We start from the raw sequence: 24,338 nt of genomic DNA, 5'->3' as shown, positions 1-24,338 counted from the left end.
GCCTCGGCAAGGATCGGGACCATGCCGATCAAGGGTGCTCTCTTTGACTTCTCCGGGACGTTGTTCCGGATCGAATCCGTCCGTTCCTGGCTCGCCGCCACCCTCGCGGAGCGGGGGGTGCGCGTGGACGAGGCCGATTTCGAGCGGTACGCCCGGGAGCTGGAGGTCTCCGGCGCACTGCCGGGCGGCCCGCCGCCGCAGCAGGTGCCCGACGGGCTGGCTGCGGCCTGGGCCTGTCGTGACGAGAGCGCGGACCGGCACCGCGAGGCGTATACGGGCCTGGCCCGCGAGGTGGAGCTGCCGGATCCGGGCCTCTACGACGCGCTGTACGACCGCCACCGGACCCCGGACGCCTGGTGTCCGTATCCGGACGCCGCGGAGGTGCTCGCCGCGCTGCGTGACCGGGGTGTCACGATCGGCGTGGTCAGCAACATCGGGTGGGACCTGAGGCCGGTCTTCCGGGCGCACGGGCTGGACGCCTACGTGGACGCGTATGTGCTGTCCTTCGAGCACGGCATCCAGAAGCCGGACGCACGTCTCTTCCACACCGCCTGCACACTTCTGGGACATGATCCGACCGATGTGGTGATGGTCGGCGACGACCGGCACGCGGACGCGGGGGCGTCCGCGCTGGGGTGCGAGGTCCGATTCGTCGAGCATCGGCCGGTCGACGAGCGGCCGAACGGACTGCGGGAGCTCGGACTGGCCGCCGGGGTTGCCTGAGAGACATGTGAGAGATGTCCCTGACGCGCCATGGGTCGGATTGTCACATCGGGGCCTTAGCCTGGTACGTATGTCCCCGACTCCGTGCCCGTCCGGTTCCGTGCGTTCCGCCGCAGAGGTGAATGAAGACATTCGCGACCTGTGGCAGCGCTCGGGCGGATGCCTGTCCCCGGAGGACGAGGAGGAGTACCAGCGGCTGCTGGTCGAGTGGGCTGCGGCCACCGGCGGCGGCACCAGGTCCGCCGCCTGACCCGTCCGTGGGGCGACGGCCCGCATGACCCGCGTACGCCTTCCTGATCTGCTGCCCGGACGGGTTTCCGGTTCCGCTGTGCGGCGGCCCCCGGCACGCCGCACTCTGGAGGCATGACTTCTGCGCCGATCGTGATCTTCCGGCCGTCCCCCACCGGCGGGCGGCGTGTCACCGTGCAGCGCGACGGGCGGGTCCAGATCCTCGGCCTCGCGCACTCGGATCACGATGTGATCGTGTTCCTGGAGGGTGCGGGGCTCGACGACCCCGAGCGGATCCTGGACAGCCCCGAGTGGGTCGAGTGGCGGGGCGGCCGGGCGCACCGGTACGAGGCGGCCTGAGACGTCTGATTCCGGCGATCCCCTGCGTCGCCGGAACCAGCCGGTCACCCCGGCCTGAGTGAGGGTCCGGGGACCGCGTGGCGGACCGCGCGTATCACGCCTGCCGGTGCGGGGGTACAGCATGTCCCGGCGCGGCGGATCGGTCAATGAACTTTCGGGCCGCGCGAACACCGGTCCCGCCCGGGAAGCCCGGACGGGACCGGCAGGATCAGCGAGTCCGGTGGCTCAGCGAGCCCCCCGGTTCAGCGAATCCGGTGGCTCAGCGGTCGAAGTAGTCCGGCTGCGTCTGGACGTTGAGCTCGTCCGTACGCACCCGCTTCGCCGGGTCGGTCCGCCGGTCGTCGATCTTCAGGACGTCGAAGCCCTTGGCGATGTCGTTGGAGTAGATGTAGCCGTTGTAGTAGTACGCCGACCACGGGCCGGCCGTGGTGACCTCGTCGGTGCTGACGGGACCGCGCTCGAAGAAGCCGATCTCCTTCGGGTGGGAGGAGTCGGTGAAGTCCCACACCGAGACGCCGCCCTGGTACCAGGCCTGGACCATCAGGTCGCGGCCCTTGACCGGGATGATCGAACCATTGTGGGCGACGCAGACCTCCGTGTCGGCCTGCGGGCGGTCGATCTTGAAGTAGCTGCGGAAGACGAGCTTGCGGTGGTCGCCCTTGCCGACGATGTCGTAGATGCCGTCGGCGCCGCGCTTCGGGCCGATCTCCTCGTTGCAGGTGGCCGCTCCGCCGCCGCCGAGCTCGTCGGTGAAGACGACCTTGTCGGCCCGCTGGTTGAACGTCGCGGAGTGCCAGAACGCGAAGTTCACGTTGTCCTGCACCCGGTCGATGATCTTCGGGTTCTCCGGGTCCTTGATGGAGAACAGCAGACCGTCACCCATGCAGGCACCGGCCGCCAGGTCCTTGGACGGCAGCACCGTGATGTCGTGGCAGCCCGTGGTCTTGGAGACGCCCGGGTTGGTGGGGCCGCCCGGGTTGCCGCCGTCCGGGAAGAGGACCGGGAAGTTCACGATGCGGGCGTCCTCGGGCGAACTGCGCGGCACCTTGATGACGGAGATCCCGTCGTGCGGCGGCTGGCAGTCCGGGAACGCCTCGTTCGGCGAGTACGAGGACACGTACACGTAGACGTTCTTGCGCTCGGGAACCAGCGTGTGGGTGTGCGATCCGCACGCGGTCTCGACGGCGGCGACGTACTTCGGGTTGCGCTTGTCGCTGATGTCGAAGACCTTCATGCCCTCCCAGGAGGACTTCTCCGTGGCGGGCTGGGTGGTGCTGGTGCACGAGTTGTCGCTGCGCGAGGAGTCCGTGGACAGGAACAGCAGGTTCCCGGAGACGGAGATGTCGTTCTGCGATCCGGGACACAGCACCTGGGCGACCGTGCGGGGCGCCTTCGGGTTGCTGATGTCGAAGATCCGGAACCCGTCGTAGTTCCCGGCGAAGGCGTACTTCCCCTGGAAGGCCAGGTCCGTGTTCAGTCCCTGGAGCGCGTCCTTGGGGACGTTGGCGAGGTGGCTGATGTTGCGGCTGTGGACGATCTCGTCCACGCCGGGTATCTCACCGCTTCGGATCGCGGCGGTCGCCTCCGCCTCCTGGCTCGCGGAGACATCGGTTCGGCTCGCGGCCGCGTCACCGGGATCGGGTGTCGCGGCGGCGGGCCCGGCCATCAGCAGAGTGGCGAAGAGTCCGGCGGCGGCTGCCGCCACGCCCAGACGTCTGCGCCGCACCGGGGTGGTGTGCAACGAGGTCACTGCGTCCTCCCATGGATCCATAAGTAGTTGACCGGTTCACGGACTACGGCAGTATCGTCCCTGCCATGGACATCTCAACAGATGGCAACAGAGACGTAATGAAAGTTTTTGATCAAAGCTGTGCGTTGACGTGCTAGGACAGAGCGCAACCAGTCCTGCGCCAACGGAGGTCGCTTTGTTGATTCGTCGTCAGACCTTGCGGTTCCGCCGGCTCGTGCTCGGCGCGGCCGTCGCCGCAGCTGTGCTCACGTCGGCCGGCTGCGACGCGGACGGTGGTGACAGCGGCGCGAAGTCCGAGGCGCAGAAGGCCGGTTCGGTCGTGGCACCCGGGAAACCGGGCGAGCCCGCCCGGACGCTCTCCCCCTCGGAGGCCGTCAAGGAAGCCGGGGTCGACACCCCCAACTCGGCGGACGTCCGGTACGTGCAGCTGATGATCCAGCACCACGCGCAGGCCCTGGAGCTGACCGGACTGGTCCCCACGCGCTCCCGTTCGGCCACGGTCAAGCGGCTCGCCGAACGCATCACCGCCGCCCAGCAGCCCGAGATCGGCGCGATGGAGGGGTGGCTCAGCCGTCACGGGCTGTCCGGACAGTCCGGGAAGCACGACCACGGCGCGATGCCGGGCATGGCCACCGCCGGCCAGCTGGAGCAGCTCAGGGCCACGAAGGGCACGGCCTTCGACCGGTTGTTCCTCAAGCTGATGATCACGCATCATCAGGGGGCCGTCACCATGGCGACCGACGTCCTCTCCGAGGGGAACAACGTGCAGGTCGAGGAGATGGCGGGGGACGTCGTGGCCCAGCAGACCACCGAGATCAACCGGATGCGCGCGCTCTCCTCCTGACGACGGACAGTGACCGGCGAACCCCGAACGGCCCCGAAGAGCCTGGGGCGCGCCTCTCCCCCGCCGGGCCCGCCGGTGCGATGCTGGAGACACCCTCCCGGGAAGAGGTGCGCCGTGCTTCGTGTCGCCGTCGTCGGCTCCGGCCCCAGCGGGGTCTACACCGCCCAGGCCCTGGTGACCCAGACCCTGCTGCCCGACGTGCGGGTGCACGTCCTCGACCGGCTGCCCTGCCCGTACGGACTGGTGCGGTACGGCGTCGCACCGGACCACGAGAAGATCAAGTCGCTGCAGCAGAGCCTGCGCGCCGTCCTGGAACACGAACGCGTCACCTTCGTCGGCAATGTCGCCGTGGGCGGGGACGGCGTGCCGCCCGGGCGGCTGGGCGAGCTCTACGACGCGGTCGTCTACTGCGTGGGAGCGGCTACCGACCGTCCGCTGGGCATCCCCGGCGAGGATCTGCCCGGAAGTCACTCGGCGACCGAGTTCGTCTCCTGGTACAGCGCCCACCCGGATGCGCCGACGGACCTGTTCGCACTGCGGGCCCGTTCGGCCGTGGTGATCGGCGTCGGCAATGTGGCCGTCGACGTGGCGCGGATCCTGGCCCGGGGCGCCGATGAGCTGCGGCCCACCGACGTGCCGCAGCCGGCGCTCGGCGTGCTGGCCGGGAGCCGGGTGCGCGAGGTGCACATGGCGGGCAGGCGGGGCCCCTCGCAGGCGCGGTTCACCACCAAGGAGCTCCGCGAGCTCGGCTCGCTCCCCGGGGCCCGCATGGTCGTGGACCCGGCGGAGCTGGCCCTGGACCCGGCGTACGGCGATGCGGGGCCGGGCACCCCGCCGCTGCCGGCGCTGGTGCGGCGGAACCTCGACGTCCTGCGCGGATGGGCGTCCGCTCCGCCCCGGACGGGCGACAGCCGCCCCCGGACCATCGGGCTGCGGTTCTTCCTGCGCCCGGTCGAGCTGCTGGAGCGGGACGGCCGGGTGGCCGGGGTCCGGTTCGCCCGTACCGCCCCGGACGGAAACGGCGGGGTACGCGACACCGGTGCGTACGAGGAGATCCGGGCCGAACTCGTGCTGCGGGCGGTCGGTTACCGCGGCATGCCCCTGCCCGGGCTGCCGTTCGACGCGGCGCACGGCACGGTGCCGCACCGGGCCGGGCGGGTGCTGCGGGACGGGGTGCCGTCGCCCGGGGAGTACGTGGCGGGGTGGATCAAACGCGGTCCTACCGGGGTCATCGGGTCGAACCGTTCGTGCGCCAAGGAGACGGTCGCGTCGCTGATCGAGGACGCCGCCCTCCTGGCCGGACGCACGTCGCCCCCGGACCCGCTGGCCGTGCTCCGGTCCTGGGGGCTGCGGCCGGTGGAATGGGACGGCTGGCTGTCGATCGAGCGGGCGGAGGCGACGCTGGGCCGGTCGCTCGGCCGGGGACCGGTCAAGATCCCGGACTGGCCGGGGCTGATGGGAGCGGCACACGGCGACACCCCGGCATGACGGCCCGACCGTCGTGACCGGCGCGCAGGATCCCTGAAGCGGCCGCGGTCAGCCCTCGTGGAGGCGGCCCGCCTGGAGGTTCGCCGCTTCGAGCACGCGGTCCAGCAGGCCGGGAAAGAGCGCCTCCAGGTCCTCGCGACGGAGCCCGTTCATCTTGGCCGTCCCGCGGTAGATCTGCTGGACGATGCCGCTCTCCCGGAGCACCCGGAAGTGATGGGTCGTGGTGGACTTCGTCACCGGGAGATCGAACCGGGAGCAGGTGAGCTCACCGTCGGCGGCGGCCAGTTCGCGGACCACGCGCAGGCGCACCGGGTCGGAGAGCGCGTGCAGGACCGACTCGAGCCTGATCTCGTCGCGCGCGGGATGGGCCAGCCTGCGGGCGCCGGCTGCCGGGTCGGTGGCGGTGGCAGGGGTCACGGTCGCTCCGCATCGTCGCATCGTCCGGGGACCCCCATGATACGAGACCCGTCGTAGTACGACGGGCAGGTCCTCGACGGTCACGCCCCTCGCGCCCAGCGGGTACTCATGAGGACAGGATCCGGCCTGAAGGAGGGATAGCGTGGCGTGGCAGCCGGGCACGGGCCCGGCAGCCTCAGGAGGCGCAGCCGGATGACGGACACCCTGGACACCCCGGAGAACGCGCGTCCCTTCGCGCGGATCGCCCAGCTCGAATCGTGGCTGGAGCAGCACCACGCCGACCGGACCGGGCTCTGGCTGAAGATCGCCAAGAGGGACTCAGGCGTGGAGTCGGTGAGCGCGGCCGAGGTCGTCGACTGTGTGCTCTGCTTCGGCTGGATCGACGGGCAGCGCAAGTCCTTCGACGCGGTGTACTACCTCCAGCGGATCACACCCCGCCGTCGCCGGAGCGCGTGGTCGCTGATCAACGTGGAGAAGGTCGCGGCGCTGACCGAGGCCGGGCGGATGCGCCCGGCGGGTCTCGCCGAGGTGGAGGCCGCCCGTTCCGACGGGCGGTGGGCGGTGGCGTACCCGTCGCAGAGCAGGGCCACCGTTCCGGACGACCTCACGGCGGCCCTGGACGCCGACGAGCCTGCGCGGGTGTTCTTCGACCGGCTCAGCAGGTCGGACCGCTATCTGGTGCTCCTGCGGCTCATGACGGCCACCACCCCCGAAGTCAGGGCGGCCCGCCTCCGGAAGGCGGTGGCCTCCATGGCGGCGGGCCGCCAGGTCCGCTGATGCCCGGTCAGCCGCTCAGCAGCTCCGGGTCCTTGGCGAGGGCGGCGAGCCGGCCGGCCGGGTCGGCGACCAGCCTGCGCGTCTCCAGGTCGAGGATGCCGGCCACGCCCGTGATCTCGGCGGCCACCGTGCCGTCCTCCTTGAGGATCTGCTGGGCGACCGTGAACGTCTTGCCCTGTCCGTAGTCGAACCGGCAGGACACCCGTACCCGTTCCCCACCGCGCAGTTCCCTGCGGAACTTGACCGTGACCTCCAGCGCGACCGGCCCCACTCCGTCGGCCAGCAGTTTCTCCTGGGGCAGCCCGGCGGCCCGCAGCAGCTCCCAGCGCGCGTGCTCCGCGTACTGGAGGTACACCGCCTGGTTGAGATGTCCCTGCGTATCGAGCTCGTAGCCCCGTACGGTCACGTCCACGAAAAAGGTCATGGACGTCGCAACAGCTGGGCCCATTCCCGCATTCCCGCACCGGCCGCCCCCTGGTGCGCCGGTCAGTCCGTCGCCGCGGCCAGGTGCGGGAACCGCAGCTCGGTGCGGCTGGAGAAGACGTCGTGCGGACGCAGGACGGTGCTGGGGTGGCCGGGCCGGTTGGGCGAGTCGGGCAGGTGCTGGGTCTCCAGGCAGACGGCGCTGTGGCGCTCGTGGTGCCCGCCGCCGGGGGCGGGCAGGGTGCCGTCCAGCTGGTTGGCGGTGTAGACCTGGATGCCCGGTTCGGTCGTCCACACCTCCATGATCCGCTCGGCGCCGGGCGCGGTGAGCCGGGCGGCGCGGCGCGGGCCGGCCGGTGTGCCGGAGCCGTTGAGGACCCAGCAGTGGTCGAAGCCGCCGGCCCGGCGCAGTTGCTCGTCCGGGAGCGCGATGCGGTCCGCGATGCGGTGCGGGGCGGTCAGGTCGAACGGGGTGGCGCGCACCGCCGCGGCGGGGCCTTCCGGGATGCCCTCGTCGTCGACGGGGAGGTAGTGGTCGGCGTCCACCTGAAGGGTGTGCCCGAGGATGTCGCCCTGTCCGGTGAGATCGAAGTACGCGTGATTGGTCAGGTTGACGACGGTGGGGCGGTCGGTGCCGGCGGTGTAGTCGAGGGCGAGGGTGCCCGCCGTGTCGAGCGTGTACGTCACGGCGACGTCCAGCGCGCCGGGGAAGCCCATGTCGCCGTCGGGGCTGTGCAGGGTGAGCCGGAGCGTCGCCGCGGTTTCGGTGGCCTCGCCCGCGGCCTGCCAGACGCGGGTGTGGAAGCCGTCCGGGCCGCCGTGCAGGGCATGGCCCCGGTCGGTGGCCGGGATCCGGTACGACGCCCCGTCGAGGACGAAGCGGCCGTGCGCGATGCGGTTGGCGAAGCGGCCGATGAGGGCGCCGAAGAACGGGTTCTTGCCCGTGTAGTCGTCCAGGGACACCAGGGACCGCACGACCGACGCGGACGCGCCCCGGGTGTCCGGCACGGTGAGGCGGTGCAGGATGCCGCCGTAACTGAGGATCTCCGCCCGGACTCCGGTGCCGGAGTCGAGCGTCCAGACGTCGACGTCCGTGTGCCCGTGGGCGCCGAACGGTTTGCGGTTCACGGTGGGGCGAGGCATCAGAGATCCTTGGGACGAGCGGACGGCCCGGCGGGACGAGAGCGGCGGGCCTGGACACAATCGCCGGACTCCCCGGCCGATGCGGGGGTCCGGTGCCGGATCTAGGGTCCGGCGGCCGGCTCGGCGGCCGGCCGGGGAACGGTCGATTCGCGGACGACGAGCCGGTAGCCGGGCCGGGGCCGCCGGGGTTCGGACACCGGGTCGCCGGAGAGCCGTTCGACGAGGCTGTCGACGGCGAGCCGGGCGATCGCCTCCTTGTCGGGGGCCACCGTGGTGAGCGTGGTGGCCCCGTAGAGGCTCTCCTCGATGTTGTCGAACCCGACGACGGCCACGTCCTCGGGGATGCGCAGCCCTCGTTCGGACAGCGTGCGCATCGCCCCGATGGCGATGAGGTCGTTGTACGCGAACACGGCGTCGGGCCGCTCGCCGCGGTCCAGGAGGGCGGCCATGCCGGTGGCCCCGTCCTCACGGCCGTAGCCGTCGGTGACGACCACGAGCGACTCGTCGGCCTCTATGCCCGCTGCGGCGAGCTCCTCGCGCCAGCCGCGCAGCCGCAGATGGGCCGGCTGGCGTTCGCGGCCGGTGCGCGAGCCGAGGAAGGCGATCCTGCGGTGGCCGTGGTCGATGAGATGACGCACGGCCTCGCGGGACGCCGCCACGTTGTCGATGGCGATGTGGTCGTACGGGGCCTCGTACTCACGCTCGCCGAGCAGCACCAGGGGTGCGGTCTCGGTGCGCGCCATCAGGTCCTCGGTCTCCAGATGGATCGGGCTCAGGATGAGGCCGTCGATCACATGGGACCGGAATCCCTGGCTGACCAGGAGCTCCTTCTCCCGCAGCCCGCCGGTGTGGTCGACCAGCACGGTGTAGTCGTGCCGGGCCGCCGCGTCGACGACCTCGCCGGCCAGTTCCGCGAAGTACGGGTTGCCGAACTCGGGGACGGCGAGGGCGATGATGCCGGTGCGGCCCTTGCGCAGATGGCGTGCGGTGAGGTTCGGCCGGTAGCCGAGCTCGTCGATGGCCTGCTGCACCTTGGCCCGCATCTTCGGTGTGACGTGCTGATAGTTGTTCACCACGTTCGACACGGTCTTGATGGACACGCCCGCCCGTTGTGCAACGTCCTTGAGGCTGACGCCCACGGCACTCCCTGAATCGACTGGTCGCGCGTTGACGCGCGGTGGCCCGGCTCTGCCGGTTCGGCTCTGACGGTGCCGGGGCCCGCTGGCCCCGGCACCGGTTCAGGTGGTTCTGCGGCTGCGCGAGAGATAGCGCTGGGCCACGACGACAACGATAAGGAACCCGCCGCTGACGACGGACTGGTACGAGGAGTTCAGCGATCCGATCTGGTTGATGAGGTTCTGGATGACGGCGAGAAGCAGTACGCCCCAGAGCGTGCCGCTGATCGATCCGGCGCCGCCGATCAGGAGGGTGCCGCCGATGACGACGGCGGAGATCGCGTCGAGCTCCATGCCCACGCCGACGATGGTGACGCCGGAGGAGAGCCTGGCGGCGCTCAGCGCACCGGCGAGTCCGGCCAGCAGCCCGCTGAGCGTGTAGACGAGCATCTTGGTCCGGGCGACGGGCAGGCCCATCAGCATGGCCGCGTCGCTGCTGCCGCCGACCGCGAAGAGCGTCTGTCCGAACGAGGTGCGCTGGAGGACCAGTCCGCCGATGCCGAACAGCGCCAGGGCGATCAGGATCGGGTAGCCGAAGCCCCAGACGCTGCCCTGTCCGAGTTCGGCGAACGCCGAGCCCTTGGGGATCAGATACGTGGTGGCGCCCTCGTCGGTGATCGCGAGGAGCAGTCCGCGCGCTCCCAGCAGGGTGGCGAGGGTGACGATGAACGGTGCCATCCCGGCACGGGCCACCAGGAAGCCGTTGAGCAGTCCGATCGCACCGCACACGACGAGCGGGACGAACAGGGCGGCGAGGAAGCCCCATTGCGATGCCCAGGCGGCGAGGACGCCGCCCAGGGCGAAGACGGAGCCGACGGACAGGTCGATGCCGCCGGTGATGATGACCATCGTCATACCGAGGGCGACCACGGCACCGAAGGAGGCCTGGACGGTCACGCCCCGGGCGTTGTCCAGGGTGCCGAACGTCGGGTAGACGAAGGACGCGACGATGACGACCGTGAGCAGGACGGCGAGCACGCCCTGGCGCTGGAGGAGTTCGGCGATGCGCTGCCCGGCCGCGGGGCTCGGGGCGCTGCCGACGGCCGCGGCGGGGGTCTTGCGCGGAACCGGGGCCTGGACCACCGGGGCGGGTGAGGTTTCGTTCATCGGGACCGACGCTCCCGGGCGACGTAGACGGCGGCGATGATGATGGCCGCCTGGGCGATCTGTGCGGTGGAGTCGGGCAGGTCGTGCTTGACGAGGGTGGCGCGCAGCAGCTGCATCAGCAGGGCGCCGGCGACCGTGCCGAGGACGCGGATGGAACCGCCGTTGAGCGGCGTGCCGCCGACGACGACCGCGGTGATGGCGGAGAGTTCCATCAGGGTGCCGAGCGAGGAGGGGTCGCTGGCGGTGAGCCTGGCCGTGGCGAGGATGCCGGCCAGGGCGGCCAGGACCCCGCAGAGCACGTACACACCGATGAGCACGCGGCGCACGGGCAGTCCGGCGAGGGCGGCCGCGGACCGGTTGCCGCCGATCGCGACGACCTGACGGCCGAACGTGGTGCGCTGGACCAGGAAGGCGACGGCGGCCGCGAGGACCGCGGCGATGAGCACGACCAGCGGGATGCCGAGGAAGGAGCCGGTGCCGAGCGACAGCAGGTCGGGGTTGACGATCTGCTTGAGCTGACCGTCCGCCATGACCAGGGCCAGACCCCGGCCGCCGACGAACAGGGCGAGGGTGGCGACGATCGGCTGTAGTCCTACGAGCGAGACCAGCGAGCCGTTGATCGCTCCGACGACGGCACCGGCCAGCAGCGCCATGACGAGGGCGGGCACCAGCCCGTACCCGAGGTAGAGCGGCAGCAACGCGGTGGCCAGCGCCATGGTCGAGCCGACGGAGAGGTCGACGCCCTCGGTTCCGATCACGAGCGCCATGCCGAGGGCGACGATGACGATGGGGGCGACCTGGACGAGCTGGGTGCGGAGGTTGTCCGCGGTCATGAAGTGCTCGGTGAACAGGGCGTTGAAGAGGAGGACGACCGCGACGGCGAGATAGACGCCGTACTCCTGGTACCAGGCGGGGTCGCGCAGCCGGGCGAGCGGCCGGGCTGCGGGGGTGGAGAGTGCGGCCTGGGTCATCGGGGGTCCTCCTTGGCGGCCGGGGCCTTCCCTGCGGGCGCCGGCGAGTGGTCGGCGAGCACTTCGAGCAGATGGCTCTCGGCCACCTCGTCGCCCGACAGTTCGCCCGCGACCGCGCCGCCGCGCAGGACGACGATGCGGTCGGCTCCCTCGATGAGTTCCTCGATGTCGGAGGAGATGAGCAGGACGGCGAGGCCTTCGCGGGCAAGGTCGTCGATGAGGCTCTGGACCTCGGCCTTGGCACCGACGTCGATGCCGCGGGTGGGTTCGTCGAGCAGCAGGACCTTGGGCTCCAGGCAGAGCCAGCGGGCCAGCAGGACCTTCTGCTGGTTGCCGCCGGAGAGCTCGCCGACCTTCTGCTCGGGGCTCGCGGCCTTGATCCGCAGCCGCTTCATGAAGATGTCGACGACGCGGTCCTGCTTGGCGCGCGAGACGATGCCGGCGCGGGAGAGACGGGGCATCGCGGCCAGCACGATGTTCTCGCGGACCGAGAGGCCGGGCACGATGCCTTCGGCCTTGCGGTCCTCGGGCAGCAGGCTGATGCCCGCCCGGATGGCGCCCGCCGAGGTGAGGCGGCGCAGCGTGCGTCCGCCGATGCTCAGTTGGCCGGAGTCCAGGCTCAGCGCGCCGGCCAGGGCCTTGGCGGTCTCGCTGCGGCCGGAGCCGAGGAGCCCGCCGAGGCCCAGCACCTCACCCGCGTACAACGACAGGGATATGTCGTGGAGCTGATGGTCGCGGGAGAGGCCGGTGGCGGTGAGCACGGGTGTACGGGAGGCGTCGTGGCCCTCGGAGCCGAAGCTGGTGACTCCGTCGCGGCGGACCTCGGCCATGTCGCGGCCGAGCATCATCGAGACGAGTTGCATGCGGTCGAGGTCGGCGAGGTTCCCGGTGTGGATGTGCCGGCCGTCGCGGAGGACGGTGACGCGGTCGCAGATCCGGTAGAGCTCGTCCATGCGATGGCTGACGTAGAGCACGGCGATGCCCCGTGCGCGCAGGTCCTCGATGACACGGAAGAGGGTCTCGACCTCGCGCGGCTCCAGCGAGGAGGTGGGCTCGTCCATGATGACGACCTGGGCGTTGACCGAGACGGCGCGGGCCAGCGCGACCATCTGCTGCGTGCCGATGCCCAGGGTGTGCAGGGGCCTCTTCGGGTCGACGCGTACGCCGAAGCCGTCGAGGAGTTCGGTGGTCTCGCGGTGCATCCGGGCGAAGTCGATCAGGCCGAGACGGTTCTTGGGCTCACGGCCGAGGAAGATGTTGCGCGCCACGCTCATCAGCGGGACGAGGTTCACCTCCTGGTAGATCGTGGAGATGCCGGCCTGCTGCGCCTCGAACGGCCGGGCGAAGGCGATCTGTTCGCCGGCCAGCCGCAGTTCGCCCTCGTCGGGCCGGTAGACGCCGGTCAGCACCTTGATCAGGGTGGACTTGCCGGCCCCGTTCTCCCCCACGAGTGCGTGGGTCTCCCCGGCGCGCAGGGTGAAGGAGACGTCGTCGAGGGCGACGACGCCCGGGAAACGCTTGCTCACCGAGCGGGCTTCGAGGACGGACGCGTCCGGTGCGGGCGCCTGCGCCCGGCCGGCGGCCGACTCGGACTTCTTGTTCTTCAGGTCGGCGGCCGGCTCGGAGGTCTCCGTCGTCTCAGGGGCCGGCGCGGGCGACTGCGCCACGTCGGCGGCCGGCACGGACGTCTCCGTCATCTCACCGGCCGGCGCGGATGCCTCCTTCGCGTCGGCGGCCGGCTGCGGCGGCTGCGGTACTGCTTCGGGTGGTGCCATGGCTGTTCTCGGCCTTCCGCTCTTCCAAGGGTGTGGGCCCGGGGCCGCCGTGACGGGTGGCGGCGTCACGGCGGCAGGTGGTCCGGCGGGTCCGGTACGGGCCGGGGGCCGCGTACGGATCGGTACGCGGCCCGGCCGGCCGGGCCCGCCGGCGCTACGGGCGGGTGGGGCGAGCCCCGGTCAGAACGCGCCGCCGAGCGAGGCCTTGGCGTTGGACTCGTCGTAGGCGCGGTCGGTGATGATGACGTTCTCCGGGATCTCCTCGCCGGCGTAGAACTTCTGGGCGGTCGCGAAGGCCAGCGGGCCGAAGCGCGGGTTCGACTCGATGACGGCGTTGTACTCGCCGTTGACCAGGGCCTGGACGGCGTTGCGGGTGCCGTCGACGGAGACGATCTTGACGTCCTTGCCGGGCTTCTTGCCCGCGGCCTTCAGCGCGGTGACCGCGCCGAGGCCCATCTCGTCGTTCTCCGCGTAGACGGCGGTGATGTCGGGCTTGGACTGGATCAGCTGCTCCATCACCTGCTGGCCCTTGTCGCGGGCGAACTCACCGGTCTGCTGGGCGACGATCTCCAGGCCGGGGGCCTTGGCCTTCAGCTGGTCGACGAAGCCCTTGGTGCGGTCGGTGGTGACGTTGTTGCCCGAGGCGCCGAGGAGGATGGCGACCTTGCCCTTGCCGCCGGTCGTCTTGATCATCGCGTCCGCCGCGCGCTTGCCCTGCTCCACGAAGTCGGAGCCGAGGAACGCCACATAGTCCTTGCAGGCGGTGGCGTTGACCTTGCGGTCGATGGTGAGGACCGGGACCTTCTTGGCGGCGGCGGCCTTGAGAGCCGGCTCCAGTCCGTCGGAGTTCAGCGGGGCGACGATGAGGAACTGGGCGCCCTGCGACAGCATGTCCTGGATGTCGCTGATCTGCTTGGACAGCTGCGACTGGGCGTTGGTGGTGAGCAGCTTCTTGACGCCGACCTTCTTCGCCTCGTCCTTGATGGACTGGGTCTCGGCGATACGGAAGGGGTTGGCTTCCTTCTCCGACTGGGAGAAGCCCACCACGGCGTTCTTCAGGTCCAGCTTCGGCGCGCCGTAGGTCTGCAGCGAGCAGCCCGCACCGGAGGAGGACTCAGGGGTCTTTGCCGCCTGGGCGCCCTGGCTGCTGTCGGTGGTCGCGGTGTCCGAGCTCTCCGACTTGGAGCAGCCGGAGGCGGCCAGCGTGGCGGTGGCGGCGAGGAGGCAGGCCACGGCGAGGATACGGGTTCGACGCTGGATCATCATGCGCGGGAGCTCCTTGGCGGGATGACGGCACGCCGATGGGCGTGCGGTCGGGCATGGCTGGACGATGGATCGGCTGCCACTCGGCGGCTGATGTCACTGCATTCCTCACGACCCCACTGGGTCCTGTCGACAAACCGCCACGGGGCTGGCGGGAGTTCGACGGCAGGGCCCAGCTGGACGAACTGCGGTCGTGAGAGTCTGCGCGGCCTCTCGGCGGCTCGGTTTACAACGTTATATAGGCGCCGTGGCACGGGCGGCAAGAGCGTGGCCGATGCGTTTCCAAAATGTGTCGGAGCCACCCGGCACCGACCGCGACTCCCACCGCACCGGTTGCCGCCACACCCCTGGACACCGGCCCGGCGCCGTGCTGTCATACCGCCGGTACCCAGTTTTCCAACGTTGCAAGAACGGTGCCGCGCCACCCCTCCGGTCGCGACGGCGCGCCTTGCCGTGCGCGCGTCCGGGATCCGCACCCGGGCCCGGTGGGCGGCCCGGCGAGGCCCGCGGTGTCCGGCAAGTCCCGCAGTGTCATGTGCCGTTTCCGAGCCGGTGCTCCGCACGGCCGGCCGAGAGCAGGAGCCCTCCATGCCCATGAACCGCAGACAACTCATGGCCGGCGCGCTGGCCGCCGTCGCCGCCACCACGGCCGCGTCCGGCCGCTGGGCCACCACCGCGACGGCGGCCGGGCACCGGGCGAAACCGGCCCACGGCGGCCACTACTCCCCCAACGCCGCCCCCCTGCACCCGACCGCGTTCCTGAAGCTCCCGCCCGGCAAGGTCACCGCGCGCGGCTGGCTGGCCGGACAGCTGAAGCTCCAGCTGGACGGATTGTGCGGCCGCTACGAGGAGTTCTCGCACTTCCTCGACTTCACCGCCACCGGCTGGGTCCGCCCCGAACTCGGCGGCTGGGAGGAAGTCCCGTACTGGCTGCGGGGATACACGGACCTCGCGATCGTCACCGGCGACTCCAAGGCCCTGGCTGCCGTGCGGCGCTGGTTCGACGCGATCCTCACCACCCAGCAGCCCGACGGCTTCTTCGGCCCGAAGGCGCTGCGTACGTCCCTGAACGGCGGCCCGGACTTCTGGCCCTTCCTGCCGCTGATCCAGGCCCTGCGCTCGTGGCAGGAGTACGCGGGCGACACCCGGATCATCCCCTTCCTCAGCCGGTTCTTCCGCTACATGAACGCCCAGGGGCCCGGAGCCTTCAACACCAGCTGGATCGCCCTGCGCTGGGGCGACGGCCTGGACAGCGTCTTCTGGCTCTTCAACCGCACCGGCGACACCTTCCTGCTGGAGCTCGCCGACAAGATCCACGCGAACGGCGCCGACTGGGGCGACAACCTGGTCAACCCGCACAACGTCAACATCGCGCAAGGCTTCCGCGAGCCCGCCCAGTACGCGCTGCGCAGCGGTTCGGCCGAGGACACCCGGAACACGTACGGGACGTACGGCAAGGCCATGGACCAGTACGGGCAGTTCCCCGGCGGCGGCTTCGCCGGGGACGAGAACGCGCGGCCCGGGCACGGCGACCCCCGGCAGGGCTTCGAGACGTGCGGAATCGTCGAGTTCATGGCCAGCCACCAGCTGCTCACCCGGATCACCGGCGACCCGCTGTGGGCCGACCGCTGCGAGGAGCTGGCGTTCAACTCGCTGCCCGCCTCGCTCGACCCGTCCGGCAGGGCGGTCCACTACATCACCAGCGCCAACAGCGTGGACCTGGACAACGTGCCGAAGAACGGCCGGCAGTTCCAGAACGGCTTCGCCATGCAGGCGTACCTGCCCGGCGTCGACCAGTACCGCTGCTGCCCGCACAACTACGGCATGGGCTGGCCGTACTTCGTCGAGGAACTGTGGCTCGCCACCCCGGACGGAGGTCTCGCCGCCGCGATGTACGCGAGCTGCGAGGTCACCGCGAAGGTCGCCGACGGCACCGAGGTCACCTTCGCCGAGGAGACCGGCTACCCCTTCACGGACAGGGTCACCCTGACGCTGAAGGCGCCGAAGAGGCTGTCGTTCCCCTTGGTCCTGCGCGTGCCCGCCTGGTGCGACAGCCCGGAGATCGAGGTCAACGGGCGTCCGGTCGACGCCCCCGCGGGACCGGCGTTCACCCGCGTCGACCGTACGTGGGCCGACGGCGACCGGGTGACCCTCCGCTTCCCGCAGAAGACCACGGTCCGCACCTGGGAGCACAATCACGATGCCGTGAGCGTGGACCGCGGGCCGCTCACGTACTCCTTGCGGATCGACGAGGAGTACGAGCGCATCGGCGGCACCGACCGGTTCCCGGAGTACGCGGTGCACGCCACGAGTCCGTGGAACTACGGGCTCGTCCTCGACGCACGCAAGCCGGCGGCCTCGCTGCGCCACCACACCGCCCACCACGTCGAGAACGCCAACCCCTTCACGCTCGATGGCACCCCGCTGACCATGACGGCGAGGGCCCGGCGGATCCCGGAATGGACGGCGGACGGCGAGCACGTCGTCGCCCCGCTCCAGGACGGCCCGGCCGGCAGTTCCGAACCGGTGGAGGAGATCACGCTCGTCCCGATGGGGGCGGCGCGGCTGCGCATCACCTCGTTCCCCACCACCGATCCGGAAGCGGAGCCCTGGCTCTCCGACGGCTGGTACCGGATCCGCAACCGCCACTCCGGCAAGGTCCTCGGCGTCGACACCATGTCCACCGCCAACAGCGCCCACGTCGTCCAGTTCGACGACAACGGCACCGACGACCACGACTGGCAGCTGGTCCCGGAGGGCGACGGCTGGTACCGGATCCGCAACCGCCACTCCGGCAAAGTCCTCGGCGTCGACACCATGTCCACCGCCGACAGCGCCCACGTCGTCCAGTTCGACGACAACGGCACCGATGACCACCTCTGGCAGCTGGTCCCGGAGGGCGACGGCTGGTACCGGATCCGCAACCGCCACTCCGGCAAGGTCCTCGGCGTCGACACCATGTCCACCGCCAACAGCGCCCACGTCGTCCAGTTCGACGACAACGGCACCGACGACCACCTCTGGCAGCTGGTCCGGCCCTCCTGACGCGTTCCGGGCGCGGTGATCCGACTCCGCCCGCTTCCTCCTGTGCGGGCCACGGCCCGGATGCGACGCCGACCGCGTCGTGTCCGGGCCGTCGGCCGTCTACCGCGGCCCCGCGCCCGGGGCGACGTAGGTGTGCAACAGCGCCGTCCGGCCGTCGGCCGTCGTCCAGTCACCGGAGCGGCTGCCCACATGACGCCACCCCGCGCGTTCGTAGAGGGCCACGGCGGCCTCGCCGCCGTCCTCCACCTCCAGGACCGCCCGCAGTCCGCCGTCCGCCGCAGCCGCCGTCACGGTGGCGAGCAGGGCGCTCCCCACGCCACGCCGGCGCGCCGACGCCGTCGCGAACAGCCGGGCCACCGAGGCAAGTTCCTCGGACGGAAGACCCACGTCCGCCGCCAGCACGTCGTCCGTGCCGGTCAGGGCCACATGGCCCACGACGTCCGGTCCGTCCACCGCCACCCAGGCGCCGAGCATGCCGTCCGGTGTCAGCCAGCCTCCCGGATCGGCGGGCCACTCCGCCGGATAGCGGTCCGCGTCGTGCACGGTGGCCAGCGCCTCGACACAGCCCTTCAGGTCGTCGTCGCGGCGGCGGCGGATCTCCGTCTCTCCCATTTCCCGATCCTCACACGGCGCCGCCCCGGCCGGTTCGCCGGGGCGGGGCATGCCGCTGCCTGCCGCCGCACGGGTGCGGCAGCAGGCAGCTTTCAGTGGTGCGTTGATTCAGCGGTCCGTCTCTTCACTGGTTCGCTGGTTCAGTGCTTCGCGAACACCCGGGCTACGGCCGCACGCCGTCGTGCAGCGCGCTCACCTCGTCCGCGGTCAGGGCCTTGTCGTACACCGCGACCTGGTCGACGGAACCGTTCCAGAAGTCGGTGTTGCCGCCCGACCACTTGGCGCGGCCCACGGACAGGGCGCCGGTGCTGACATCGGCGGTTCCGGCTGCCGAGGTGGCAGCGAGCTTACCGTCGACGTACAGCTTGATCTCGTCACCGCTGCGGACGCCGACCACGTGGTACCACCGGCCGAGCTCGGGCGTCATCTCCAGCCGGGCACGGTGGGCGCCCGGGGTGGAGAAGGCGAAGCCGCCCTGACCGTACTGGAGGTAGAACGGGTTCTCCTGACGCCGGCCGTCCTGGCTGACGATGGTCGCGTAGTTGCCGGGCAGTGCGTCCAGCGACGCCCAGGCCGACACGGTGTAGTCACCGGTGGTGTCGAGGACCGGGCCGTCGGTCTCGGCGTACTGGCCCTGGCCGTTGAACTTCAGCGCCGATCCCTGCACGCCGGGCGCCCAGGACGTTCCCTCGGTGAGGGTGAGGTCCTTGTGGTTCGGTCCGCTGTCGGCGGCCTCGGTGCCCTTGTTCTCGTCGAGGGACCAGGCGCCGCCGCCCTTGACCTCGTCCCGCTCACCGGCGGCGGCGCCGGCGGCGATGACCTCCTGGTTGATCTTGCGCACCGGGGCCGGGTCGACCTTGATCTCACGGCGGTCGTACGTCCAGAGGCCGTTGAGCTCGTTCTCCAGGTCGGTCACCTGGGTGTAGATGGAGCCGGAGAGTTCGGCGCCGGCCGCTTCCAGGTAGTACTTACGGGTGTTCTCGACGTACTTGGCGGTCAGCGCGGCCTTGTCGGCGACACCGCTGTAGATCGCGGTGGGCGCACCGGGCCACATGTGTCCGGGCGACCGCAGGGTGAAGCCGCCGTGCTCACCGTCCATCGCCGCACGGTTGGCGTCCGGGAAGGCCGGGTCGGTGTTGTTGTAGTCGTGGTGGTCGATGATGTCGCCCTTGCCCGAATCACCCTTGGAATTGCAGCAGTTGACACCGCTGTGGGCGTTCACGACGCGGGAGGGGTCGGCGGCCTGGACCTTCTCCGTGATCTTGCCGGTCTCGGTGCGGTCCCACTCGCCCCAGCCTTCGTTGAAGACGATCCAGGCGCCGATCGACGGGTAGTTGTGCAGCTGCTTCATCATCTCGGCACCCTGGTCGAGGAAGGCCTTCTGGCCCTTCTCCCCGGTGATGTTGCCGGAGACGAAGTCCTGCCAGACCAGCAGCCCGAGCTGGTCGGCGTGGTAGTACCAGCGGGCCGGCTCCACCTTGATGTGCTTGCGCACCGAGTTGAAGCCGAGGTCCTTCTGCGCCTTCAGGTCGAAGAGCAGCGCGGAGTCGCTGGGTGCCGTGTTCAGGCCGTCCGGGTAGAAGCCCTGGTCGAGCTGGGCGAGGGAGAAGAACGGCTTTCCGTTGAGGACCAGCTTCTGGTAGCCGCCGACCTTCGCGACGCCGAAGGACCGCATGCCGAAGTAGCTGTCGACGGTGTCCTTGGAGCGGCCGTCGTCGAGGGTGACCTTCAGGTCGTAGAGGTACGGGTCGTCGGGCGTCCACAGGTGCTGCTTCGCGACCGGCAGGCTCAGCTCGCGGTTGGCCGGGCCGGTGACCCGGCCGACGACCTTGCCCTTCTTGTCACGGGCGACGGCGGTGATCCGGGCGGACTTCGAGGCGTCCGCGGAGTTCACCGTCAGGGCGAGCCGGCCCTTGTCGATGTCCGGGGTGGTCGTCAGGGAGTCGACGGCGGCCGGGGCGACGGGCTCCATCCAGACGGTCTGCCAGATGCCGGACGAGGCGGTGTAGAAGATTCCGCCGGGGTTGGCCGACTGCTTGCCCGTGGGCTGGTCGGCACCGGTGGTGTCGGTGACCGCGACGACGATCTCCTGCGGGCCGGTGCCCTTGACCGCGTCGGTGATGTCGGCGCTGAAGGCGGTGTAGCCGCCGGTGTGCTGGGCGACCTGCTTGCCGTTGACCCAGACGCGGGACTCGTAGTCCACGGCGCCGAAGTTGAGCTTCAGCCGGTTGGCCTTGCCGCTCTTGTCGCCCTTCACGGACCAGTTCTTCGGGACGGTGACGAGCTTGCGGTAGAACATGTGGTCTTCGTGGCGCTCAAGACCGGAGAGCTGCGACTCGACCGGGTACGGGACGGTGATCCGCTCGCCCAGCTTCTTCCCGAAGACGGGCTGCTCGCCCGCGGCGGCTCCGGCGAACTCCCAGGACCCGTTGAGGTTCTTCCAGTCGTCGCGTACCTGCTGCGGCCGGGGGTACTCCGGCAGCGGGTGGTCGCGGTCGACCTTGTCGCCGAAGGCCGTGGTCAGCCGGTGCGTGGACAGGTTCCCGGCGCTTCGGCTGATCTGCGGAACGGTCTCGCCGGCCACCCGGAGGCCCGCTTCTCCGTCGTAGGCGACCCGGACCTGCTGGCCCTTCAGTACGGGCGCGGTCAGGGTGACGGTCAGCGCGTGGGGGTTGCCGGGCGTGCGGGCGACGGACTTCACCGGCATCGGCGAGGTGTCCGCCTCGATGGTGAGGTGGTCCTTCAGCGTGGCGTAGTCGCTGACCTCGTCCTCGAACACCGCCTGGAGCTTCAGGCCGTCGTCGGCGACGCTCAGGCCGACCGGGTAGACCTCGAAGTCCGCCGGCGGGGTGAACGCGGACTCGGGCACGATCTGCCGAGCCAGCGTCGCACTGGACCAGCGCAGGAACATGTTCGCGCCACCCGTGTCCTGGAACATCTCCAGCTTGAACGTGTGGGCCTCACCGGCCTTCAGCGCGACCGGCTTGCTGGTCTGCTCGTTGTCCCAGTCCGGCTCCCAGTGGTCGATGACCACCTCGCCGTCGATGAAGAGCCGGAAGCCGTTGTCGCCACTCGCGGCGAAGGTGTAGTCGCCGTCCTCGGGAGCCGTGATGTCGCCGGTCCAGCGGGCGGTGGTGTTCTCGGTCCGGCCGGTGGTGGACTCGAACGTTCCGGTGAGGCCGGGGAAGTTGATCTGCGGCTCCAGGGCGACACCGCCGAGCGTGGCGAAGTCCCGCGCACCGGGCGCGGACATGCTGTAGTACTCGCCCTTCAGCCCGTGCACGGCCGTCGCCGGGTCGCCGGCCGCGAAGGTGGCCGGCGTGGCGGAGGCGGCCGTGGCCGGGGTGGCCGCCGCGGCCGGGACCAGCGTGGCACCGACGGGTATCAGGAGTGCGGCGGCGCAGGCCACCGTTCTCAACACAGTGCGGGATCGGGGCATTTGTCGTCTCAAGGCGTCGTCCTGTCGAGAGGGCTGAAGTGCCTCGAACCTGTGAGGCACAGCACATAATCGAACATTGAGCCACAGCACCAAACGCAAAACAACAGTCGTGCACGGAGAATTTTCAACGATATAAATCGAGTGGGTCCAGCGGCCGACGTCCGCGCCGGATCCCCGCGTACGGACGCGGGGATCCGGCGCGGCGTCGTGCCGCGCCTACTGCGGGAGCCCCGAAGGGTCCGTGGCCCAGGAGGTACTGGGCTGCCCGGACAGCCGGTAGGCCAGCTCGCCTCCCCGGGCCGGCAGGCTCGCGTCCGTCCACGACCGGTCGTGGGCACGGCCATTGACCGTCACCGCGTCGACGTACGGATGCGCCGCGTCGGCCGCCGGTGCGGTGATCGTGATGTCCCTGCCGTGCGGCCGGTCGATCACCGCCTTCGGGAACAGCGGGGCGCCCAGCAGCAGTTCACCGCCACCCGGTGCCTGCGGGTACAGACCCAGCGCGGAGAAGACGTACCAGGCGGACATGGTGCCCAGGTCGTCGTTCCCGGGCAGGCCCCGCGGCCCCGTCCCGTAGACCGTGTTCAGGATCTCGCGCACCGTCTCCTGGGTCTTCCACGGCTGCCCGAGCGCGTTGTAGAGCCAGGGGGCGTGGATGCCGGGCTCGTTGGTCGGGTCGTAGCGGACCGCGTCACCGCCCTTGACCGACCAGGAGCCGTCCGCCTTGTGGAAGAACCCGTCCAGGCGCCGCGCCGCGACGTCCCGGCCGCCCATCGCCTCGGCGAGGCCCTGGACGTCCTGCGGAACCATCCAGGTGTACGTGGCACTGGTGCCCTGCGCGAAGCCGCGGTCGCTGCCCGGGCTGAACGGCGTGACCCAGGAACCGTCGAGATTGCGGGCCTGGATGTAGCCGGTGGTACCGGCGCCGTCCGTGGCGTCGGGGTTGTACACGTTGCGCCACCAGCCGCCGCGCTCCTTGAACGCCGCGGCCTCCTCGTCACGTCCGAGCAGTTCCGCCCAGCGTCCGAGTGCGGCGTCGGCGACCGCGTCCTCCAGCGTCTCGGCGGCGCCGCCCCAGCAGTGGCAGACGTCCTGCGGCGCGTAGTGCGACTCCAGGTACTGGGCCAGATTGGGCCGCTGACCGGTGCACTGGCCCGGGCAGCCGGCGTCCGAGAGCCCGTCGTCCACGGGAACGGTCGCCTGGCGCGCCAGCGACTCGTACGCGCCCTCGTAGTCGAAGTTCCGCACGCCCATGGCGTAGAACGTGGCGAGGGTGGCCGCGGTGGGGTCGCCGGTCATGACGTGGGTGGCCCCGTTGATGTGCACCCAGCGGTCCCACACCCCGCCGTTCTGCCGGGCGAAGTTGTACAATGACTGGGCGAAGTCCCCGGCGATCTCCGGTTTGAGGAGGGCCAGCAGTTGTATCTGGGCCCGGTACTGGTCCCAGCCCGAGAAGTTGCTGTACTGCGCGCCCTGCCCGCGCTCGATCCGGTGGCCCCGGCCGTCCATGCCGGGGTAGCGGCCGTCGGTGTCGCTGATGAGGTTGGGCTGCATCAGCGCGTGGTAGAGCGCGGTGTAGAACGTGGTCCGCTGGGCCTCGGTCCCGCCGCCCGTGCGTACGGAGTCCAGCTCGCGGTCCCACGTCCGGCTCGCGGCGGCCGCGACATCGTCCACGGCCGCGTGCGGGGCGATCTCCTTCCGCAGGTTGGCCTCGGCACCCGCCTGGCTGACGTAGGAGATGCCGATCCGCATGTGGACATCGTTGTCCGCGCTGGTGTCGAAGCCGACCCAGCCACCCGATCCGCGGCCCGCCCGGTCCGCGCCCGTGGCGTACCCCTCACCACCGCTGCCCTCGGTCGAGCCGGGGGCGAGCGTGCCGTCCTTCCAGGTGCCGGTGGAGGAGAAGGCGCGGTCGAAGGAGGCGGTGAAGTAGAGGCGGTAGTAGCTCTTGCGGTTGTTGGTGCCGCCGTTGGCACGCCGCCCGCAGAAGGCACCGGTGAGCACGGAGCCCGTGACCTTGCGGTGCGCGGTGTCGATCCGGACCTGGGCGTCCTCGCTGCCGTTCAGCGAATTGGAGACCCGGAACAGGAGATTGGCCGGCTTGCCGGCCGGGAACGCGAAGTCGGCCACGCCGGCGCGGCGGCTCACCGCGAGGTCTGCGGTGGCTCCCGAGTCGAGGCCGAGGGTGTAGCGGCCCGGGACCGCGCGCTCGTTGTCGTGCGAGAAGTCAGCTGCGTAGACGGCGTCCTTGGTGTCGGCGGACGGTGACGACGTGACGTCCCCGACGAACGGCATGATCGGGATGTCACCGGCCGCTCCGGGATTGCATCCGGCGCCGTTGACATGGGTGAGGCTCAGTCCGCGCAGTCGCGTGGCGCCGTACTCGTAGCCGTTCGCGGCGCCGGTGCTGGTCTGGTCGCCCGTGGTGCTCGTCGGCGACCAGGCGATCATGCCGTACGGGAGGGTCGCGCCGGGAAAGGTGTTGCCGCCGTTGGCGCTGCCGATCAGCGGGTCCACGTAGGCGGTCGGACGGGTGACGAGCGCGGCGGCCTCTGCGGTGGCGGGCAGCACGGCGGCGGCCAGGGCGCCGGTGACGACGACGGCGGCCGTTCGCGCGGCGAGGCGCCGGGGCGCGGTCAGCGGTCTGGGGGGCATGTCGCGTACCTTCCAGGAAGTTCGGACAACGTTGTCAGCGACCGGCTCGCGGCCGTGACCACGTGATCGATGCGCGGCCGAGCGTAGGGCCCCGTGGCGCGGGAGGGAATGCGTCGGCCGTCATCCCGGATGAATGCACGGTG

Annotated in this window: 19 protein-coding genes; 7 read left to right on the top strand and 12 right to left on the bottom strand. The window is 70.7% G+C overall.

Features of this window, described 5'->3' with window-relative positions; all coding sequences use genetic code 11:
* The first annotated feature begins 21 nt into the window (after nt 1-21).
* The 3 genes from EAO72_RS01870 (at nt 22) to EAO72_RS01860 (ending at nt 1,311) form a co-directional block, all read left to right on the top strand.
* On the top strand, nt 22-723 hold the full coding sequence (locus tag EAO72_RS01870; RefSeq protein WP_148015404.1) for an HAD family hydrolase: 702 nt from the start codon (nt 22-24) through the stop codon (nt 721-723).
* Between the two features lie 70 nt (nt 724-793).
* The gene (locus tag EAO72_RS01865) at nt 794-973 is read left to right on the top strand and encodes a hypothetical protein (RefSeq protein ID WP_148015403.1); all 180 of its coding nucleotides are present in this window, start codon (nt 794-796) and stop codon (nt 971-973) included.
* A gap of 113 nt (nt 974-1,086) precedes the next feature.
* The gene (locus tag EAO72_RS01860) at nt 1,087-1,311 is read left to right on the top strand and encodes a hypothetical protein (RefSeq protein WP_148015402.1); all 225 of its coding nucleotides are present in this window, start codon (nt 1,087-1,089) and stop codon (nt 1,309-1,311) included.
* A gap of 259 nt (nt 1,312-1,570) precedes the next feature.
* Here the strand turns inward: EAO72_RS01860 and EAO72_RS01855 are convergent, their stop codons facing one another.
* Nucleotides 1,571-3,061 (bottom strand): LVIVD repeat-containing protein, encoded by a 1,491-nt coding sequence (locus tag EAO72_RS01855; RefSeq protein ID WP_148015401.1) that lies wholly within the window; start codon nt 3,059-3,061, stop codon nt 1,571-1,573.
* 175 nt (nt 3,062-3,236) lie between these two features.
* Between EAO72_RS01855 and EAO72_RS01850 the strand changes: the two genes are divergently transcribed.
* Together EAO72_RS01850 and EAO72_RS01845 are read left to right on the top strand one after the other, a co-directional pair.
* The gene (locus tag EAO72_RS01850; RefSeq protein ID WP_148015400.1) at nt 3,237-3,905 is read left to right on the top strand and encodes a DUF305 domain-containing protein; all 669 of its coding nucleotides are present in this window, start codon (nt 3,237-3,239) and stop codon (nt 3,903-3,905) included.
* A 114-nt stretch (nt 3,906-4,019) separates the two neighbouring features.
* Entirely contained in the window at nt 4,020-5,393 is a 1,374-nt protein-coding gene (locus EAO72_RS01845) for an FAD-dependent oxidoreductase (protein ID WP_148015399.1), read from the top strand.
* A 48-nt stretch (nt 5,394-5,441) separates the two neighbouring features.
* On the opposite strand, the gene EAO72_RS01840 is transcribed toward EAO72_RS01845, so the two are convergent.
* The gene (locus tag EAO72_RS01840; RefSeq protein WP_148015398.1) at nt 5,442-5,831 is read right to left on the bottom strand and encodes an ArsR/SmtB family transcription factor; all 390 of its coding nucleotides are present in this window, start codon (nt 5,829-5,831) and stop codon (nt 5,442-5,444) included.
* A gap of 171 nt (nt 5,832-6,002) precedes the next feature.
* Between EAO72_RS01840 and EAO72_RS01835 the strand changes: the two genes are divergently transcribed.
* On the top strand, nt 6,003-6,587 hold the full coding sequence (locus tag EAO72_RS01835) for a YdeI/OmpD-associated family protein (protein ID WP_148015397.1): 585 nt from the start codon (nt 6,003-6,005) through the stop codon (nt 6,585-6,587).
* A gap of 7 nt (nt 6,588-6,594) precedes the next feature.
* Here EAO72_RS01835 and EAO72_RS01830 read toward each other — a convergent pair whose 3' ends face one another.
* From EAO72_RS01830 to EAO72_RS01800, 7 genes are all read right to left on the bottom strand, one after another.
* Nucleotides 6,595-7,011, bottom strand: a complete 417-nt coding sequence (locus tag EAO72_RS01830; protein ID WP_148015396.1) for an acyl-CoA thioesterase — start codon at nt 7,009-7,011, stop codon at nt 6,595-6,597.
* A gap of 62 nt (nt 7,012-7,073) precedes the next feature.
* Nucleotides 7,074-8,153, bottom strand: coding sequence for an aldose epimerase family protein (locus EAO72_RS01825; protein WP_148015395.1), 1,080 nt, complete (start codon nt 8,151-8,153; stop codon nt 7,074-7,076).
* 101 nt (nt 8,154-8,254) lie between these two features.
* Nucleotides 8,255-9,292: a LacI family DNA-binding transcriptional regulator gene (locus EAO72_RS01820; protein WP_148015394.1), complete on the bottom strand. Its 1,038-nt coding sequence runs from the start codon at nt 9,290-9,292 to the stop codon at nt 8,255-8,257.
* Between the two features lie 99 nt (nt 9,293-9,391).
* Nucleotides 9,392-10,435, bottom strand: coding sequence for an ABC transporter permease (locus EAO72_RS01815; protein WP_148015393.1), 1,044 nt, complete (start codon nt 10,433-10,435; stop codon nt 9,392-9,394).
* A complete protein-coding gene (locus EAO72_RS01810) occupies nt 10,432-11,406 on the bottom strand; it encodes an ABC transporter permease (protein ID WP_148015392.1) in 975 nt (324 codons plus the stop codon). Before EAO72_RS01810 ends, EAO72_RS01815 begins: the two co-directional genes overlap by 4 nt.
* Nucleotides 11,403-13,181: a sugar ABC transporter ATP-binding protein gene (locus EAO72_RS01805; protein ID WP_261991271.1), complete on the bottom strand. Its 1,779-nt coding sequence runs from the start codon at nt 13,179-13,181 to the stop codon at nt 11,403-11,405. Before EAO72_RS01805 ends, EAO72_RS01810 begins: the two co-directional genes overlap by 4 nt.
* A gap of 180 nt (nt 13,182-13,361) precedes the next feature.
* Nucleotides 13,362-14,447, bottom strand: coding sequence for an ABC transporter substrate-binding protein (locus EAO72_RS01800; protein WP_148015391.1), 1,086 nt, complete (start codon nt 14,445-14,447; stop codon nt 13,362-13,364).
* A 585-nt stretch (nt 14,448-15,032) separates the two neighbouring features.
* Here EAO72_RS01800 and EAO72_RS01795 point away from each other — a divergent pair.
* On the top strand, nt 15,033-17,489 hold the full coding sequence (locus tag EAO72_RS01795) for an RICIN domain-containing protein (protein ID WP_148015390.1): 2,457 nt from the start codon (nt 15,033-15,035) through the stop codon (nt 17,487-17,489).
* Between the two features lie 99 nt (nt 17,490-17,588).
* On the opposite strand, the gene EAO72_RS01790 is transcribed toward EAO72_RS01795, so the two are convergent.
* The 3 genes from EAO72_RS01790 to EAO72_RS01780 all read right to left on the bottom strand — a co-directional run bounded on the left by EAO72_RS01790 (nt 17,589) and on the right by EAO72_RS01780 (nt 24,195).
* Nucleotides 17,589-18,101, bottom strand: coding sequence for a GNAT family N-acetyltransferase (locus EAO72_RS01790; RefSeq protein ID WP_261991270.1), 513 nt, complete (start codon nt 18,099-18,101; stop codon nt 17,589-17,591).
* Between the two features lie 163 nt (nt 18,102-18,264).
* Nucleotides 18,265-21,540, bottom strand: coding sequence for a LamG-like jellyroll fold domain-containing protein (locus tag EAO72_RS01785; RefSeq protein WP_187284888.1), 3,276 nt, complete (start codon nt 21,538-21,540; stop codon nt 18,265-18,267).
* 216 nt (nt 21,541-21,756) lie between these two features.
* Nucleotides 21,757-24,195: a GH92 family glycosyl hydrolase gene (locus EAO72_RS01780; RefSeq protein ID WP_148015389.1), complete on the bottom strand. Its 2,439-nt coding sequence runs from the start codon at nt 24,193-24,195 to the stop codon at nt 21,757-21,759.
* Between the last annotated feature and the right edge of the window lie 143 nt (nt 24,196-24,338).

The organism is Streptomyces sp. OR43 (assembly GCF_008042275.1).
Classification (GTDB): domain Bacteria; phylum Actinomycetota; class Actinomycetes; order Streptomycetales; family Streptomycetaceae; genus Streptomyces.
This window is presented reverse-complemented; position numbering and strand designations above follow the sequence as displayed.